At 51.3% G+C, this 16,767-nt stretch carries 18 protein-coding genes; 5 read left to right on the top strand and 13 right to left on the bottom strand.

The features are described 5' to 3' along the window. Positions 1-192: 192 nt before the first annotated feature. Positions 193-2,013: a KUP/HAK/KT family potassium transporter gene (locus KJB30_RS10950; RefSeq protein WP_214299093.1), complete on the top strand. Its 1,821-nt coding sequence runs from the start codon at positions 193-195 to the stop codon at positions 2,011-2,013. On the opposite strand, the gene mnmL is transcribed toward KJB30_RS10950, so the two are convergent. The 13 genes from mnmL to KJB30_RS10885 form a co-directional block, all read right to left on the bottom strand. Beyond that, entirely contained in the window at positions 1,994-2,938 is a 945-nt protein-coding gene (gene mnmL, locus KJB30_RS10945) for a tRNA modification radical SAM protein MnmL/YtqA (protein WP_214299091.1), read from the bottom strand. The two genes, KJB30_RS10950 and mnmL, sit on opposite strands and share 20 nt — an antisense overlap. A gap of 49 nt (positions 2,939-2,987) precedes the next feature. Further along, positions 2,988-3,629: a GDSL-type esterase/lipase family protein gene (locus tag KJB30_RS10940; protein ID WP_367618970.1), complete on the bottom strand. Its 642-nt coding sequence runs from the start codon at positions 3,627-3,629 to the stop codon at positions 2,988-2,990. 73 nt (positions 3,630-3,702) lie between these two features. Next, positions 3,703-4,209, bottom strand: a complete 507-nt coding sequence (locus KJB30_RS10935) for a hypothetical protein (protein WP_214299089.1) — start codon at positions 4,207-4,209, stop codon at positions 3,703-3,705. A gap of 130 nt (positions 4,210-4,339) precedes the next feature. After that, positions 4,340-4,756: a F0F1 ATP synthase subunit epsilon gene (locus tag KJB30_RS10930; protein ID WP_214299087.1), complete on the bottom strand. Its 417-nt coding sequence runs from the start codon at positions 4,754-4,756 to the stop codon at positions 4,340-4,342. 87 nt (positions 4,757-4,843) lie between these two features. Further along, complete coding sequence (atpD, locus tag KJB30_RS10925) at positions 4,844-6,259, bottom strand: F0F1 ATP synthase subunit beta (RefSeq protein WP_214299085.1); 1,416 nt, start codon at positions 6,257-6,259, stop codon at positions 4,844-4,846. 56 nt (positions 6,260-6,315) lie between these two features. Further along, positions 6,316-7,182, bottom strand: coding sequence for an ATP synthase F1 subunit gamma (atpG, locus tag KJB30_RS10920; protein ID WP_214299077.1), 867 nt, complete (start codon positions 7,180-7,182; stop codon positions 6,316-6,318). Between the two features lie 18 nt (positions 7,183-7,200). Next, positions 7,201-8,709 (bottom strand): F0F1 ATP synthase subunit alpha, encoded by a 1,509-nt coding sequence (gene atpA / locus KJB30_RS10915; protein ID WP_214299075.1) that lies wholly within the window; start codon positions 8,707-8,709, stop codon positions 7,201-7,203. Positions 8,710-8,717: 8 nt separating this feature from the next. Further along, positions 8,718-9,260, bottom strand: coding sequence for a F0F1 ATP synthase subunit delta (locus KJB30_RS10910; protein WP_214299073.1), 543 nt, complete (start codon positions 9,258-9,260; stop codon positions 8,718-8,720). After that, positions 9,257-9,868: a F0F1 ATP synthase subunit B gene (locus KJB30_RS10905; RefSeq protein ID WP_214299071.1), complete on the bottom strand. Its 612-nt coding sequence runs from the start codon at positions 9,866-9,868 to the stop codon at positions 9,257-9,259. Before KJB30_RS10905 ends, KJB30_RS10910 begins: the two co-directional genes overlap by 4 nt. Before the next feature lies 1 nt (position 9,869). Next, positions 9,870-10,295, bottom strand: a complete 426-nt coding sequence (locus KJB30_RS10900; RefSeq protein ID WP_214299062.1) for a F0F1 ATP synthase subunit B — start codon at positions 10,293-10,295, stop codon at positions 9,870-9,872. 216 nt (positions 10,296-10,511) lie between these two features. Beyond that, positions 10,512-11,360, bottom strand: coding sequence for a ParB/RepB/Spo0J family partition protein (locus KJB30_RS10895; protein ID WP_214299060.1), 849 nt, complete (start codon positions 11,358-11,360; stop codon positions 10,512-10,514). After that, positions 11,353-12,126 (bottom strand): ParA family protein, encoded by a 774-nt coding sequence (locus tag KJB30_RS10890; RefSeq protein ID WP_214299058.1) that lies wholly within the window; start codon positions 12,124-12,126, stop codon positions 11,353-11,355. The genes KJB30_RS10895 and KJB30_RS10890 overlap by 8 nt, the downstream gene beginning before the upstream one ends. A 321-nt stretch (positions 12,127-12,447) precedes the next feature. Next, positions 12,448-13,329, bottom strand: coding sequence for an RluA family pseudouridine synthase (locus KJB30_RS10885; RefSeq protein WP_214299056.1), 882 nt, complete (start codon positions 13,327-13,329; stop codon positions 12,448-12,450). 83 nt (positions 13,330-13,412) lie between these two features. Between KJB30_RS10885 and mnmM the strand changes: the two genes are divergently transcribed. The 4 genes from mnmM (at position 13,413) to KJB30_RS10865 (ending at position 16,758) form a co-directional block, all read left to right on the top strand. After that, on the top strand, positions 13,413-14,003 hold the full coding sequence (gene mnmM / locus KJB30_RS10880) for a tRNA 5-(aminomethyl)-2-thiouridylate-methyltransferase MnmM (RefSeq protein WP_246545637.1): 591 nt from the start codon (positions 13,413-13,415) through the stop codon (positions 14,001-14,003). A 2-nt stretch (positions 14,004-14,005) separates the two neighbouring features. After that, entirely contained in the window at positions 14,006-15,148 is a 1,143-nt protein-coding gene (gene hpnI, locus KJB30_RS10875) for a bacteriohopanetetrol glucosamine biosynthesis glycosyltransferase HpnI (protein ID WP_214299054.1), read from the top strand. Between the two features lie 92 nt (positions 15,149-15,240). Next, entirely contained in the window at positions 15,241-16,011 is a 771-nt protein-coding gene (locus KJB30_RS10870) for an MlaE family ABC transporter permease (protein ID WP_214299052.1), read from the top strand. Continuing rightward, positions 16,012-16,758, top strand: coding sequence for an ABC transporter ATP-binding protein (locus KJB30_RS10865; RefSeq protein ID WP_214299050.1), 747 nt, complete (start codon positions 16,012-16,014; stop codon positions 16,756-16,758). The last annotated feature ends 9 nt before the right edge of the window (positions 16,759-16,767 follow it).

Here is a 16,767-nt window from a genome sequence, read left to right as displayed (position 1 = left end):
CATACTAACAGCTTTACTTTTACTGTAAACATCAAACTGTTATATGCATAATACCTCCTTGCGTCATCCCGGCAACTCATGGCATGACTCGGATCAGTACCTTGAGGGTTGGAATGTTACGCCATTTGGTATATAAGCGGGAGCGGCAATGACTGTCATTTTAATGTTCAGCTATAGTGCATCGGGAGTTTCATGAATTACAAAAACGAGGATTCCTTCTGGGGTGGCATCATTAAGGCTCTTGGCCTGGTATTCGGCGACATCGGTACCAGTCCGATTTACACCCTGACTGTTGTCTTTACCCTCACAAAACCGACTGCACAAAATGTCTACGGAATTCTGTCACTGGTGTTCTGGACTATGACCATCCTGGTTACGGCTGAATATGCTTGGCTGGCCATGAGTCTTGGCAGAAAGGGGCAAGGAGGAGAGATTGTCCTCAGGGAGATTATAATAAAGCTCTTCAAGAAGGGCCGCGTGCTGGCTTTTGCCGGTTTCCTTTCTTTTCTTGGTGTTTCCCTGTTGCTGGGAGATGGCGTCATCACACCGGCCATCTCCATTCTGTCTGCAGTTGAAGGTCTGCTGCTGATACCGGGACTCGAAACAACCCGTCAAGAGATTCTTGTCGTGATTGCCGCACTGATTGCTTTTACCCTCTTCTTCTTTCAGTCCCGTGGAACTGACAAGATGGCAGGCATTTTCGGACCGGTCATGGTGGTGTACTTTCTTTCTCTCCTGGTGTCAGGCCTGGTCTCCATATACGCAACGCCCGCCATTGTCACTGCGATCAACCCGTGGCACGCCGTCGAGTTTTTCCGGGAGAACGGCATTGCCGGTTACTTCGTACTTTCAGAGGTTATCCTCTGTTCCACCGGAGGTGAAGCCCTGTATGCAGATATGGGGCATCTCGGTAAAAAGCCAATCATTCGGGCATGGTATTTCGTCTTTGCAGCCCTCTACCTGAACTACCTTGGCCAAGGCGCATTTATCCTGCGCAACCCTCAAACGAAGAACATCCTCTTTGCCATGATCCAGAACCAGTCTCCAATGATGTACATCCCCTTCCTGGTACTCACTATCCTGGCCACGATCATTGCCTCCCAGTCAATCATCAGCGGAGTTTTTTCCATTGTATACCAGGGGATCACCACACGGCTCATGCCGCTTTTCAAGGTTGATTACACCTCAAGCCATATTCAGTCCCAAATCTACATTGGTGCCGTTAACTGGGGCTTGATGTGCGCTGTAATATTTGTCATGTTTTTCTTTCAAAAGTCCGTCAATCTGGCTGCAGCCTACGGAATGGCTGTCACTGGATCAATGACCATCACCGCCATAATGATGATCATGGTCTTTTCCAAAACCACCAAGAAATGGAAAGTACCGATAGTCGTTGTGATCGCCCTGATGGATCTCATTTACTTTACGTCCACTTTTTCTAAATTTCCCCATGGCGCCTACTGGTCAATCATTCTGGCTTCCATACCGTTTATCACCATTCTCATCTGGACCAATGGCCAGCGGGCGCTCTACCGTTCCTTGCGGCCGCTGGAAATGGATGTCTTTATGCTGTCTTATGAACAGATTTACGCAAAGGGGAAAAACATTCCCGGCACTGGGCTCTTTTTCATTAAAGAGCTGGATGTTATTCCTCCCTACATCGTGCATTGCGTCATCCGCTCAAACATCATCTATGAGCGCAATATTTTCATCTCCATCATCCGCACGGACGACCCATTCGGAACATACATCCACCACAAACCTGACGTCGGAACCGGTCTGGAGTTTTTTGAAATTAAGGCAGGCTATATGGTGGTGCTGGATATTGAGTCAGCCTTAAAACAGCACGGGATTCAGGAGAAAGTAATCTTTTACGGTATTGAGGATATCGAAACCGGGAACCCGATATGGAGGGTGTTCGCACTGCTGAAAAAACTGACCCCAAATTTCGTACAGTTCAACAAACTGCCCGCGGCTAAACTGCAAGGTGTCGTTACCCGGGTTGAGATGTAACTCCCGGGAACCCGCATCCCTGCCTGGTGCCGCGCTTTTCTAGTTCAGCATCGATAAGGTTAAGCACTTCGAATTTTTTCAGCGACCACAGCGGTGCAACAAGACTGTCGTGTCCACCGTCGCCCGTCAGGCGATGAATCAGGATGTCTGGATTCAAACGCTCCAGCACATCACAGACAAGACCTGCATAGTCATCTCGCCCCATGATTGCCAAACTGCCTTGCTCGTACATCGCGGCCAGTCGGGTTCCCTTCATGACATGCAGCAGATGCAATTTGATTCCTTCCACACCTACCCTATTCAGCTCATCAATGGTCGCCAGCATATCGCTTCTGGATTCTCCCGGCAGGCCGAGAATCACGTGTGCGCACACGCGCAATCCACGGGCTTTTGCCTGTTCAATTGCAGACAGGGAACAGGCGTAGTCATGACGGCGGTTGATGAATTCAAGGGAGCGGTCATGAATAGACTGCAACCCGAGTTCAAGCCAAAAATAGGTTTGCCTGTGCAATTCCGCCAGATAATCAAGAACACTGTCCGGCAGGCAATCAGGTCTGGTGGCCACAATCAGACCGGCAATTTCAGGGATTTCGAGGGCTGTGCCGAACAGTTTACGCAATCGTTCAGGCTGGGCGTAGGTGTTGGAATAGGACTGGAAGTAGGCCAGGAATTTTTGGGCCTTGTACTTTCTCCGCATGACCTCTTTACCATCTTCCAGTTGCCCTGCTATGTCCAGTTCTCGGCGAATGCCGTGGGAGCCGGAACCGTGCCCTCCGCAAAAAATGCAGCCGTCGCTGTCCAGCAGACCATCCCGATTGGGGCATGAAAAACCGGCATCTACGGAAATCCGCTGCACCCTTGTACCAAAGATTCGCTTCAGTTCATCCGAAAAGGCATTGTAACGCTTGACTGACCCTGCGGTCATTGGTTCCCTCACATGATTGGCATTTCCGTCCAGGGCTTCGACAATCAATCTAGCGTTCGAGAGCACCGCTGGACCTGAGTAATTCTGCTACCGCTTCGGCTAGTTGTGCATAACCTGCGGCATTGGGATGAATATAGTCCGACTTTAAAGAGGCGGTCCCAAGAATACGTCGCACCGCTTTTTGTTCCACAGGCAGTCCGAACTCCTTTGCAACCTCCTCATACAGTGCTGGCGGCCTAAGGGCCGGATCAGGCGCCGGCACAGCCAGTAAAACAACAGCTATTCCTCTCTCATGTGCGAGCCGTACCATTGAGCGCAGGTTGTGCGCAATCTTCTGGTTATCATGGCGCGCTAACATATCGTTGCCTCCATGGCAAAGGATCAGCAGAGATGGATGTTCCTGATCAAGGACATTCGCCAAACGGGCTGTCCCGTCTGCTGAAAACTCACCCGGAATACCGGAATTCACAACGGTACGCGCCACAAGCCGGGACAGAACAGCAGGATAACTCTCAGCTTCTCCGGCACCGGTTCCAGCAGTAAGGCTGTCACCAAAAGCAACAATTACGGCTCGTTCGGGCAAAGGTGATAGCTGAGGCACTTTTGAGCAACCAACATACAGCATGACTATTGACCCGACTAGAATATGCCGTGCTCTCCCTGTAAGAAATTGTATGATGTGCTGAAACACGGGGGCTCCGATCTAGGCTGCAATTTACAAACTCTTTCAACGCGAAAACCGTCTCCAGCTAGTAATGCCTTCATCAGATGGAGGCCCGCCTCTCCAACCGTTCTATCCAGCATTGTTCAACAGCGAGATGACGCAGAAACTCGGCAAGAAACTGGAACTTGATCTGGGGTACCGGCACGCTGATAAAGTCTTTCCCACGCGAAACAGTAAGGGCAAATCCATTTTTGCCACTACGCTCCCATTTTTCAACCGCTAATGTGGTGACGGTCTCCCCTTGTTCTCCTGCCTGGAATTTGTGGGGATTCAGTTTTTCTTTGCAAGGGACCGAAGATCCGGCTATCTGAGCTATCATTATTGCTAGATTATAGGCTTCATCAGGCTCACAGATAAAGCGAATCTGTGTAACTTCCTCCGGTTTTGATTTGGGCATCAACTTAAAGAAACGCAGTTGAATCCTGCCGATGCGTCCCACAGCCTGGTCATGTTCCTTGAGTGTTTTGGACATCCCGCTTATTTCCAGCCCGGTAGACTGGGAGAAAATTTCATAACATTGGCTACGCTTACAGTTGTCTAGTGGCATCCGACGCTCCTTGTTGATTACATGAATTTGAGGTGCATCGTACTTAATACCAAGGAGCAGGATTAATTACCACAAATACAAAAAGAGCGGCATCGCTGCCGCTCTTTTGAAAACACTTTATAAGACTAGCCTACTTGCGGGCAGCCTTTCCAGCAACCTGCACGCGAATCAATGCGCGCTCAAGCGCTGCTTCATATACCCTGAACTGCTTGTCTTCCGGCGGAAGTTGTTTGAGCTTATCTTCTGCTCGCCCCAGAGCAGCCTTTGCGCGTTCGACGTCGATTTCATCCGAACGTTCGGCAGTTTCTACCAGAACAACAATCTTGTCATCCTTGATTTCAAAATAGCCCCAGTTAAGAGCCATGCTCGTAGATGCGCCATTGTTCTTGTAGCTGAGTTCGCCGATGCGCAACGAGGTCAGGAAAGGTGCATGGCCCGGCAATACGCCGAATTCTCCGAGCTTACCGGTGGCCGTAACCTCGTCAACCTCCATGTCGACAACTTTGCTGTAAGGGGTGACTATTTCAAGCTTCATCTTTTCAGCCATATATAAAACCTCTAAAGGTTGAGGCTGAGGTTGAGGTCAAGAGAATATCTCAAACTCAACCTTAACCTCAATCGTAACCTGTCTTTTTTATACTGCAGCCAGTTTAGCGGCTTTTTCAAGAGCCTCTTCAATTGATCCGACCATATAGAAAGCCTGCTCAGGCAGAGAGTCGTGCTTTCCGGCAACGATTTCCTGGAAACCTTTGATCGTATCCTTCAGCTCAACATATTTACCGGGAGAGCCGGTGAAAGCCTCAGCAACATGGAAGGGCTGGGACAGGAAGCGCTGGATCTTGCGGGCACGTGCCACAACCAGTTTGTCTTCCTCGGAGAGCTCATCCATACCGAGAATGGCGATGATGTCCTGCAGGTCCTTGTACTTCTGAAGCACGTACTGTACCGAACGGGCGACTGCGTAATGCTCATCTCCGATAACCTGTGGATCGAGAATGCGGGAGGTTGAATCCAGCGGGTCAACGGCAGGATAAATCCCGAGCTCGGCAATCTGACGTGAAAGAACAGTAGTAGCGTCCAAGTGGGCAAATGCAGTAGCAGGTGCCGGGTCGGTCAAGTCGTCAGCAGGCACGTAGATGGCCTGGACCGAAGTGATCGAACCTTTTTTGGTTGAGGTAATACGCTCCTGCAACTCACCCATTTCAGTAGCCAGTGTAGGCTGGTAACCAACGGCGGAAGGAATACGACCCAAAAGGGCGGAAACTTCAGAACCCGCCTGGGTGAAGCGGAAGATGTTGTCAATGAACAGGAGAACGTCCTGGCCTTCTTCGTCACGGAAATATTCAGCGACTGAAAGTGCGGTCAGCGCAACGCGAGCACGGGCACCGGGAGGCTCATTCATCTGGCCATAAACAAGAGCTGCCTTGTCGAGAACGCCCGACTCCTTCATCTCCATCCAGAGGTCGTTTCCTTCACGAGTACGCTCACCAACACCGGCAAAAACGGAGTAGCCACCGTGCTGCTTGGCGATGTTGTTGATCAGCTCCATGATCAGAACTGTCTTGCCGACGCCGGCGCCGCCGAACAGGCCGATTTTACCACCGCGGGCATACGGAGCGAGCAGGTCGACAACCTTGATGCCAGTTGTGAATGCTTCAACTTTGGTAGACTGATTTTCAAAAGAAGGAGCTTCACGATGTATGCCGTATTCCTTATCGTTGCCAATCGGTCCCATTTCGTCTACAGGCTCGCCGATAACATTCATAATGCGGCCCAGAGTTTTGGCACCAACCGGAGCGCAGATCTGTTTACCGGTATCAATGACAACCTGACCGCGTTTGAGACCATCGGTAGAGTCCATTGCGATCGTGCGAACGGAGTTCTCACCCAGATGCTGAGCAACTTCCAGTACAAGGTTATTTTCACGGTCATCAATGGCCGGATTTGTCACGCGCAGAGCGTGGTAGATTTCCGGCAGCTTGCCGGGCTCGAATTCGACGTCGATAACGGCGCCGATGACCTGCGAGATTTTACCTGTGTTCTGACTCATGGAACGATGTCCTCCTGCGGCCGTGAGGCCTCATATAGTTATACGTATTTTGTGTATTAGCCTTTAATAGATTCAGAGCCGGAGATGATTTCCATCAATTCCGTAGTAATTGCAGCCTGACGCGCTCTGTTGTACTGGAGGGTCAGCTTACCGATCATCTCATTTGCGTTTTTGGATGCACTATCCATAGCTGTCATACGAGCACCGTGCTCTCCGGCAACCGTCTCCAGCATGGCTTTGAAGATCTGCACTTCGATATTTTTAGGCAATATCTCAGCCAGCAATTCTCCTACAGAGGGCTCATAGATAAACTCTACAGGGGTTTCGTCTGTGGTTCCCGTCTCTTCCGTCACGACTGGAAGCATCTGCTGAAAAGTTATGTCCTGAGTCATGACAGTGCGAAACGAGTTATAAAGAAGTTCTACCTGATCGTACTCTCCAGCAACAAAGCCGTCGATAACTTCCTGAGCAAGCATGGCTGCTGTTTGGTAGTTAGGCTTGGCCAGAACGTTAGAAAAGTTTTTATAGACCGTATAGCGGCTTCTGAGAAATTCGTGACCCTTACGGCCAATTGTCATGACGCTGATCTGCTCGTATTGGCCAGATTTTTCCTTGATATAACGATCAGCAGACTTGCAGAGGTTCGTATTAAACCCGCCACACAATCCTCTATCAGATGTAAGAACGATCAGAAGCAGTTTCTTGACCTCACGCTTCTCAAGCAGCGGGTGAAGATCACCCTCAAGGCTCGCCGACAATGACCGCAGCACTTCACCAAGCTTTTTTGCATATGGACGTGCAGCCACTACGTTTTCTTGGGCACGGCGCAGTTTGGCAGCCGAAACCATTTTCATGGCCTTGGTGATCTGGCGAGTATTTTTTACGGATACGATCCGTTTTTTAATGCTTTTTAGGCTTGCCATATCTCAAACCGTCCTTGTTTACGCGGTAAATTCCTTCTTTAATTGTCCCAGAGCGGCAATGATTCTGCCTTTCATATCATCATCGATGGCTTTTTTGTCACGAAGTTCAGCAAGCAGTTCCGCCTGACGATTATCGAAGAAAGCATACAGTTCAGTCTCATACTTTCTGAGGGCAGAAACTGGATACTCATCGAGGAAGCCGTTGTTGGCAGCAAAAATGATCAGAACCTGCTTTTCGTTGGGAATCGGACGGTACTGCGGCTGTTTGAGGATTTCAACAAGACGCACACCACGCTCTAGCTGCATCTGTGTTGCCTTATCAAGATCTGAGCCGAACTGAGCGAAAGCAGCCATCTCGCGATACTGAGCAAGGTCAAGGCGCAGGGTGCCCGCAACCTGTTTCATTGATTTAGTCTGCGCTGAACCACCGACGCGAGAGACGGAGAGACCGACGTTGATCGCCGGACGTACGCCGGAGAAGAACAGGTCGGATTCCAGATATATCTGACCATCAGTGATGGAAATAACGTTGGTCGGAATATAGGCGGAAACGTCACCAGCCTGGGTTTCAATGATCGGCAGTGCAGTCAGTGAACCAGCACCGCGATCATCGGAAAGCTTGCAAGCACGCTCCAGCAGACGGCTGTGGAGATAGAAGACGTCGCCTGGATATGCCTCACGTCCTGGCGGACGGCGAAGCAGCAGGGAGAGCTGACGATAAGCAACAGCTTGTTTGGAAAGGTCATCATAGATGATCAATGCATGCTTGCCGTTGTCACGGAAGAATTCTCCCATGGTAACGCCGGTGTAGGGAGCAATAAACTGCAGCGGAGCCGACTCGGAAGCGGTTGCAGCAACGACGATGGTGTAATCCATTGCACCATACTCAGTCAGCTTGGAAACAACCTGTGCAACCGTGGAACGTTTCTGGCCGATAGCGACATAAATACAGACAACATCGCCACCCTTCTGATTAATGATCGTATCGATCGCAACAGCTGTTTTGCCCGTCTGGCGGTCGCCAATGATCAGCTCACGCTGGCCACGCCCGATTGGAACCATGGAGTCAATTGCTTTGAGGCCGGTAGCCATCGGCTGGTGAACCGATTTACGGTCAACAATGCCGGGAGCCTTGATCTCTACCTTGCTGAAGGTACTGGTAGTGATAGGACCTTTACCATCGATTGGTTGACCGATGGCATTAACAACGCGACCGATCAGAGCATCGCCAACCGGAACCTCGGTGATTCGGCCGGTACGCTTGACAGTGTCACCTTCCTTGATCTCGGAAAATTCGCCGAGAATAGCGGCACCGACATTGTCTTCTTCCAGGTTGAGAACCATGCCGGACACGCCGCCTGGAAACTCCAGCAGTTCGCCGGCCATGGCGCCAGCCAGGCCGTGAATACGGGCGATACCGTCTCCAATGGAAATGATCGTGCCGGTCTCCGACACCTCAACTTCCTTGCCATACTCCTTGATCTGCTTTCTGATGATCTCGCTGATCTCTTCCGCTCTGATTTCCATAGAAGCATTTACCCCTTCTGTAATATATCTTGAATCCGTTTAAGCTGAGTTTTAACACTGCTGTCATAGGCAATGTCGCCAATTTGTATAACAACACCGCCTAAAAGGCTTTTGTCTATTGCAACTTCCGGGATGACTTTTTTCCCGCTTTTTTTCTCCAGGGCACCCTGAATCAGATTTACCTGATTCTCTTCCAATGGAAAGGCTGTCCTGATCACCGGACGGATCGTACCCGACTGCTCATCGGAAAAAGTTTCGTAGGTATGTACTATCTGGCTTAAAAAAGCGACTCTGTTCTTATCCACCAGTAACATCAAGAAATTGCCGACCAACTCGGAACAGCCAAGCTTGACCACCAACTCCTTCATGATCTGTCTTTTCTGCTCAGCAGTGAATGCGGGATTGGCAAAAGCAGCCCCTACATCTGCATTGGCGGCAAACAGGTCGTTTATGGCGGCAAGCTCTTTACGAAAGCTGTCAACCTGACCGTTTTCCGATCCAATCTGAACAAGGGCCTTGGCGTACCTTTTTGCTATTGTATTATTGATCACTGGGCCTGTACCACCTTGTCAAGATATTCACCGACAAACCGGTCATGATCACCTTTTTGAATGGCAACGGCAAGTTTTCCGCTGGCGAGCTGCACTGCCAGGCGGCCTGCCTCGGCTCGCAACTCAGCGCGGGCCTTGAGGGTTTCCTGCTCGGCAGACAGAGCAGCCTGGGCAGCGATCTTTTCGGCGGCCTTTTTGGCCTCGGCGATAATGCGTTCCTTTTCCTGCTCTCCTTCACGAATGATGGCTGCATGCAGTTCATCAATTTCGTGGGTAGCCTGGGCAAGCTTGATGCCGTATTCCTTCAACTTGGCTTCAGCTGCTTCACGTCCCTGCTGGGCTTCCTTGAGATCCTTCTCAATTTTAGCCTGGCGATCGGACAACATACCTTTGAGGTTAGCTTTTTTGAGTGCCCAGACAACAACACCGGCCAGGACGGCAAAGTTAAGAACCCTCCAGCCGAAATCCTTCATCTGTGCAGCCTTGTCTACGTGATGCGCCCCCTCGCCTCCTTCGGACGCAAAACAGGCAGCAGCCACAAGGACAAGAATGGCCGCACCGGCCAGGGAGACAGCTGTTTTTCTGGTGCGATCAGATACCATATGCATGCTAGAGGCTCCTCCCCAGAATTTTTTCGCTGATATCAATTGATAAAGCTTCGGCCTGCGTTGCCAGCTGAGCCCTGGCCTGGGCAGCTTCCTTAGCCACTCTGTCACGAATAGAGCCAAGAGAATCAGCAGCTTCCTTGCGTGCCTTTTCCAGCACAGTGGTCTCTTCCTGCTGGGCCTGCTTGAGCGCCTCTGCCCTTCGAGTTCCGGCTTCAGCTTTAGCCTCTTGGAGACGAGCCTCATACTGAGCCATCTTCTCCTGCACTTCCTGATCGACAGACAAAGCTTTCTCACGGGCAGCATCAATAACCTGACGACGTTCTGCCAGTATTCTGCGGATCGGCTTATACAGGAAGATGTTGAGAATCAGGACAAGGAGGCCAAAGTTGATCAACTGGACAACAAACGCTAAATTTAATTCAATCACGAACTACCCCTTGCTGCTTGACGGAATGTATACTGTATCCCAGACGGGTGCAAAACAGAAATTAGCTACCATAGCGCCGGCAGTATGTCAAGACAATTGACGTTTTTTTCATTTCCCAAAAACTGCGGAACAACTTGGACACAAAGCTGACAGTCCAGTAACCTGAGGCGCAGCTTTATTTATCACTATCCCTGCACGTGGATGATGCGGCGCAGACTAGATGTCAAGGAAGTCGATCAGTCGCGTCAATTCATCAGAGTCACTGAAATGAATTTCCACCTTTCCCGCTTTAGCACCGATTCTGCGGATGGCGACGCGGGTCTGAAAACGTTTCTGCAGCTGTTCTTCCAAGGAGCTCATCAGCAAGTCAGGCTGCCGAGCTTGCTTGGCAGGCGCCGGATTAATCTTGAGTTTTCGTACCAGTTCTTCAGTAGCACGAACACTGAGCTGACGCTGCAGAATCTCGTGACGGGCTCTTTCAATTAGTTCAGGACCATCAAGTGCAAGCAGCGCACGGGCATGCCCCATGCTCAAACGTTCCTCTACAATATCCCGCTGAACTTCATCAGGCAGACGCAAAAGACGTAACGAATTTGTAACTGATGTACGGTTTTTGCCAACCTTCTGGGCTATAGCTTCCTGTGATAGAGAGAAGTGCTCCACAAGTGACTGATATGCCTGGGCTTCCTCAATTGCATTCAGATCCTGGCGTTGAATATTCTCTACCAGGGCAAGTTCAAGCACAGCCTCGTCACTGGCCTCGCGGATAACCACCGGCACTTCGTGGACTCCTGCCTTCTGGGCCGCTCGCCAACGTCGTTCGCCAGCTATTATCTCAAAATAATCGTCTTTCCTGGTCACAACCAACGGCTGGATTATGCCCTGCTCACGAATAGAGGCCGCCAACTCTTCAAGTTTTTCAGTCGCAAAATGCTTTCGAGGCTGATTTTTATTTGGACGAATCTTCTCGATCGGACAGATAAAATAAATTCTGCCTTCCTCTACCACTTCCGTAACCTGCAGAAGCGCAGCCATGCCTTTGCCAAGGCCGCCTATTCTAGCCATTGGCTTCCTCCCTCTGAATAATTTCCCGTGCTAGCTGCAGGTAACTGGCAGCACCACGCGAAGTAATATCGTAATAAATTATCGGCTTGCCATGGCTGGGCGCCTCGGCCAAGCGGACATTTCGAGGAATAACCGCTTGAAAGACCTTATCAGGGAAATGCCCCCTAATTTCCTCGGCCACATCTTTGCCCAAGTTACTGCGGGCATCAAACATGGTCAGCAGGATGCCCTCTATAGCCAGCAAAGGGTTGATCATTTTCTGGATAAGTTTGATGGTATGCAGTATCTGGGAAAAACCTTCCATGGCGTAAAACTCGCATTGCAGCGGGATCAGCACCGAATGGGCGGCGGTCATTGCATTGATTGTCAAAAGGTTAAGTGAAGGCGGACAATCGATAATAATGTAACTGTACTGTTCCGCTACCTCCGCAAGAATGAACTTGAGACGCTGCTCCCGGGCAAGTTCGCCGGCAAGCTCCAGCTCGGCACCTGCCAGGGCCGAATTAGCCGGCAGAATATGCAGAAAAGGATGACCAGTATCTAAAATCAATTCACGAGGATCGACCTCATTGATCAACGCATCATAAACAGTCCGCTTGAGATTGACCTTTTCCACCCCCACACCGCTGGTAGCGTTGCCTTGGGGGTCGATATCCACGATGAGAGTCGGTCTTTCGGCAGCAGCCAGCGAAGCAGCCAGATTGACGGCGGTAGTTGTCTTGCCGACGCCCCCCTTCTGGTTGGCGATGCAGATAATCCTGGACATGTGTGTGATTTTCCGCCTGAACGGTTGATGAGATATCAGAGTCTTGGGCTGTGGGGAGTGCCGGGGAGCAGGGAAATTACCATAAAGCGGCAATGGGTGCAAATAACATTTTATAATAAACCATCTGCGTTTTTTTGACACCGACCAAATTATTCACCGTTCTACAACTGCTAGGATTGACCCAAAATCTATAGCAGACGGAGCGCAACAATGCTGACAAAGTTGGTGGAAAGGGACCGAAAGACCTGCCTCTTAAAACGCCGGAAATCAACGAAGCGGTCGCCTTCCATGCCACGGGGAATCAGCCTTCACTGAAAGCTGTCAATATTCCAGTCCCCGCTCGGCCATGAAACCCCTAAAAGCTTCGTCCAATGGAGCATGCACCAGAATTTGCCCGCCACGTTCGTTTTTAAAAACCAGTTCCGCACAGTGCAGCATCATCCTTGCTGCCTGCTGGCCACCATAGGTAGCGTCTCCTACAATGGACAACCCGGATGATTCCAGGTGCACCCGAATCTGATGAGTACGTCCGGTCAAAGGCTTGGCCTCCACCAGCGCATAACCTCCTGACGCCGCCAGCCTGCGGAATTTTGTCACTGCAGCACGCCCGCCGGGCATGATGCCATAGCGTGAAGGTCCTATTTTTCCGATGGCACCCTCCACGGTCCAGTCCTCCTGTTCAGGGGATCCATACACCAGTGCGAGGTACCGTTTTTCCATCAGATTGTCATGAAAACGCTGGGAAAGCCAGGCAGCAGCCCGCTTGTGTTTGGGAAAAAGCATTGCCCCGGAGGTGCCGCGATCGAGACGATGAATGACCCTGGCCGGTTCATTGATGTTCTGCTTTCTAAAATATTCGCTGACCCAGTATTCAAGAGTTCCTTTGAGCTGGTAAGGGGTGCGCTGGGTATTTACTCCAGCCGGCTTACAGACAGCGATCAGTTCCTGGTCCTCATAGATGAGAGCATCCGGCGCAAGAACAAGTTCACTGAAGCGCCCAGGCTCCATTATTCCCACTTCGATGACATCTCCGGCTTTCACAAGACGCGAAGCAACCCGTACCATGCCGCTATTGACCGAACAGCCGCCTCGGTCAATGATCCGGCGTGCTTCGCTCTTGCTGAGCCCCTCGAAAAGCAGGGCTGCCACATCATCCAGGCGTCGCCCGCCCATGTTTTCCTGTACCGTTCCTTTGCGTATCATACCTCTGTACTAGCCTGTTTCAGAGCAACAATGCAAACATTTTCAGATGACGAAGCCACACCGTTTTGATACCCTGTGCCGCCATGAAACCTGACACCTCCATACCCATGCCCCTGCTGCGCGGCCCGGTGCAGCTCTCCCGCCTCGTACTTGAAATATTTGTGAGAGCAGGCAGCCGGACCGTCGATGCCACCTGTGGCAACGGTCATGACACGCTGCTTCTGGCACGGCTGGTGGGAGCGAGCGGCAAAGTCTGGGCTTTCGATATCCAGGAGCAGGCTTTGCTGGAAACGCACCGAAAGCTGGAAGAATCAGGTCTGGAACAACGGGTATCGCTCCTTCATCAGGGCCATGAGCACATAGCAGAATATGTACCTGCGCCAGTCGACGCGGTGATTTTCAATCTTGGCTACCTACCGGGGAGTGATCGCAGCATTATCACCCGCCCGGAGACGACCTTGCTGGCCTTTGACCAGGCTCTGCAGCTGCTGTCACCCGAAGGGATACTCATAGCTGCCGTGTATCCAGGTCACCCGGGAGGTTGCGAAGAGGAACACGCCATCGAAGTCTGGGCGAGGGAATTGCCCCAGGAAGCATACCACGTCTGGCGCATGGGGCAGGTAAACACACAGCTCAATGCCCCCTATCTCATCCTGATTCAAAAGGCAGTTTAAATATGTTGCGTACATTGCTTCCTTTCATTGCCATACTACCGGCGCTGACCTATTCCCTCTTGTCCTTCTTTTCTGCCCGCCTTTTTTTCAGATCACCTGTCCCGAAACTTCAGCTTCCTGCTCCGGACGTAACCATTCTCAAACCGGTCAAGGGAATGGATGAAGACAGCTATGCCAATTTCGCCTCATTCTGCAACCAAAAGTTTCCCTCAAAGGTACAGCTGCTGTTTGCTGCCGCCTCTGCAGATGACCCGGTCATCCCTGTCATTCACAGCCTGTCTAAAGAGTTCCCGGACCAAGACATTTCTCTGGTCATCAATCCCGCCATCCATGGCCCGAACCACAAAGTCTCCAATCTGATCAATTCCTTCTCCAAGGCAAAACATGACATCATTATCATCTGCGACAGCGATATACGCGTCACCCCAGACTATCTGTCCAGGGTTATCGCCCACTTCGATGACCCACGGACAGGGCTGGTGACCTCTCTCTACCGCACCTCCCAGGTCCACGGCTTGGCCACAGCAGTTGAAGCGACCGGATTTTCCACCGAAATGATCCCCAATGTCATGGTAGCCCTGCAACTGGAAGGACTTTCCTTTGCTCTGGGCGCCTCCATGGCGGTTCGACGTGAGGCCCTGGCCGCCATAGGTGGATTCAAATCCCTGGCAGATTATCTTGCCGATGACTACCAGCTCGGCAACAAAATCAGCAGGGCCGGATGGAACATTGCTCTTGACAGCTGTTTTGTCGAAAGCGTGATGAAAGCTGAAGATCTACCCACCGTCTTCAACCGGCAATTGCGTTGGGCCAGGACCATGCGCATCAGCCGACCGGGTGGCTATCTTGCCTCCGGCATTACATTTCCCTTTCCCGCTGCTGTAGTGGCAGCCTTTCTGGCCACCGACGTCGCCACTGCCCTGACTGCAATCGGTTTGCTGTATGTTGTTCGACTTACCGTCAGCACTCTTTTTAGCCGCGCATTGGTTCGGGACAATCTCCTCCCCCGCTGGCTCTGGCTTATCCCGCTGCGCGACATGCTTTCCTTCTTCTCATGGGCACTCTCCTTTATGGGCAATAGTGTGGAATGGCGCGGGAACCGTTTCAGAATAAAACCTGGCGGAAAACTCGAAGAGGTAGTTTAAGCTTCAACTGCGCATCCTGAAAGCACGCTTCCCCCTTTACTTTTTCTATCAACCTGATGTATAAGTTCTTTTTTATTTAATGAGGTAATGCATTGGTAACTCTGGTTCAATCCATAGGGCATTCAACCCTCGGTTATGTGCATGAGCTGGGCAAAATGGGATGGTTTCTCATCTATTCCTTTTACATGGTTGCCCGCCGTCCCGGCCGTGCAGTACACATCCTCAAACAACTACGCTTCATCGGCGCAAAATCCCTCTTTGTCATCTGTCTTACAGCAGCCTTTACCGGCATGGTGCTGGGATTGCAGGGCTACTATACCCTGACAAAATTCGGCTCTGAAGGGATGCTTGGCACCGCTGTGGCCCTTTCCCTGATTCGTGAACTGGGACCGGTGCTGACGGCACTGATGGTGACCGGCAGGGCCGGCAGTGCAATCACCGCCGAAATTGGCATCATGCGCATCAGTGAACAGATAGAGGCCCTGGAAACCATGGCCCTTGATCCGTTCAAGTACCTGATTACCCCCAAACTCATTGCCGCTATCATCGCCCTGCCGCTTCTTTGCGCCATTTTCGATGTGGTCGGCATCTACGGCGGCTGGCTTGTGGGAGTCAAACTGCTGGGAGTCAATCCGGGAGCATACTTTTATGAGATGGAGAAAGCGGTTGTATGGCGGGATGTTTTCTCCGGCTTCGCAAAATCTCTCTCTTTCGGGGTCATTATCGCCTGGGTTGGCTGCTACAAGGGGTATTATGCAGGCCATGGTGCTGAAGGAGTCTCCCGCGCCACAACCGAATCGGTCGTGCTGACCTCGGTACTTATCCTGATCTGGGATTATTTCCTCACCTCGGTGTTGTTATAGATGATCAGCCTGAGCAACCTGCATAAATCATTCGGCAGTCAGACTGTCCTGAACGGCCTGGACCTGGAAATCCCGGCCGGACAGATTACCGCCATCATCGGCCCCAGCGGTGAAGGCAAGAGCGTCCTTATCAAGCACATGATCGGGCTGATGCAGCCGGACCAGGGGCGCATTGAGGTAGACGGCGAAAGCATTCTTGGAATCCGGCGCTCCCAACTGAACAGGATCCGCGAAAAGTTCGGCATGCTCTTTCAGAACGCGGCTCTCTTTGACTCCATGAATGTATTCGAGAATGTTGCCTTTCCACTTCAGGAAAAAACAGCTCTCTCCAAAAGTGAGATCCGTGACCGCGTGATCTCCGCCCTTGAAGATGTGGGACTGAAGAACGTTGAACATAAATACACCGATGAACTTTCCGGCGGAATGAAGAAACGGGTGGGACTTGCCCGGGCGCTGCTGCTCAATCCGAAGATCATTCTGTTTGATGAGCCGACTACGGGACTTGACCCGATTATCAAGCGAGCGATTCACCAGCTGATCAAAGACACCCACGCAAAGTTCGGTTTTACTGCGGTGGTGGTATCTCACGAAATACCGGAAATATTTGATGTGGCCCAGAATGTGGCCATGCTTTACAAGGGCAGGATCCTGCAGTTTGGAACAGCAGCTGAAATCAGGCACTCCCAGGACCCGGTGGTACGGCAATTCGTCAGCGGCAGCCTGGATGGCCCCATTCAAATGGTATAGCGCAAAGGT

Source organism: Pelotalea chapellei (assembly GCF_018531195.1).
GTDB classification, from domain to species: domain Bacteria; phylum Desulfobacterota; class Desulfuromonadia; order Geobacterales; family Pseudopelobacteraceae; genus Pelotalea; species Pelotalea chapellei.
Note: the sequence above shows the minus strand (reverse complement) of the source record. Positions and strands in the feature narration are given on the sequence as shown.

Bases quoted from the DNA above. Each gene is read 5' to 3' on its own strand.
- KJB30_RS10865 (WP_214299050.1), top strand. From the start codon at position 16,012: ATGATCAGCCTGAGCAACCTGCATAAATCATTCGGCAGTCAGACTGTC.
- KJB30_RS10890 (WP_214299058.1), bottom strand. From the start codon at position 12,126: ATGTCCAGGATTATCTGCATCGCCAACCAGAAGGGGGGCGTCGGCAAG.
- mnmM (WP_246545637.1), top strand. From the start codon at position 13,413: ATGAAACCTGACACCTCCATACCCATGCCCCTGCTGCGCGGCCCGGTG.
- atpA (WP_214299075.1), bottom strand. From the start codon at position 8,709: ATGGAAATCAGAGCGGAAGAGATCAGCGAGATCATCAGAAAGCAGATC.
- hpnI (WP_214299054.1), top strand. From the start codon at position 14,006: ATGTTGCGTACATTGCTTCCTTTCATTGCCATACTACCGGCGCTGACC.
- KJB30_RS10930 (WP_214299087.1), bottom strand. From the start codon at position 4,756: ATGGCTGAAAAGATGAAGCTTGAAATAGTCACCCCTTACAGCAAAGTT.
- KJB30_RS10905 (WP_214299071.1), bottom strand. From the start codon at position 9,868: ATGCATATGGTATCTGATCGCACCAGAAAAACAGCTGTCTCCCTGGCC.
- KJB30_RS10935 (WP_214299089.1), bottom strand. From the start codon at position 4,209: ATGCCACTAGACAACTGTAAGCGTAGCCAATGTTATGAAATTTTCTCC.
- atpD (WP_214299085.1), bottom strand. From the start codon at position 6,259: ATGAGTCAGAACACAGGTAAAATCTCGCAGGTCATCGGCGCCGTTATC.
- atpG (WP_214299077.1), bottom strand. From the start codon at position 7,182: ATGGCAAGCCTAAAAAGCATTAAAAAACGGATCGTATCCGTAAAAAAT.
- mnmL (WP_214299091.1), bottom strand. From the start codon at position 2,938: ATGACCGCAGGGTCAGTCAAGCGTTACAATGCCTTTTCGGATGAACTG.
- KJB30_RS10895 (WP_214299060.1), bottom strand. From the start codon at position 11,360: ATGGCTAGAATAGGCGGCCTTGGCAAAGGCATGGCTGCGCTTCTGCAG.
- KJB30_RS10950 (WP_214299093.1), top strand. From the start codon at position 193: ATGAATTACAAAAACGAGGATTCCTTCTGGGGTGGCATCATTAAGGCT.
- KJB30_RS10885 (WP_214299056.1), bottom strand. From the start codon at position 13,329: ATGATACGCAAAGGAACGGTACAGGAAAACATGGGCGGGCGACGCCTG.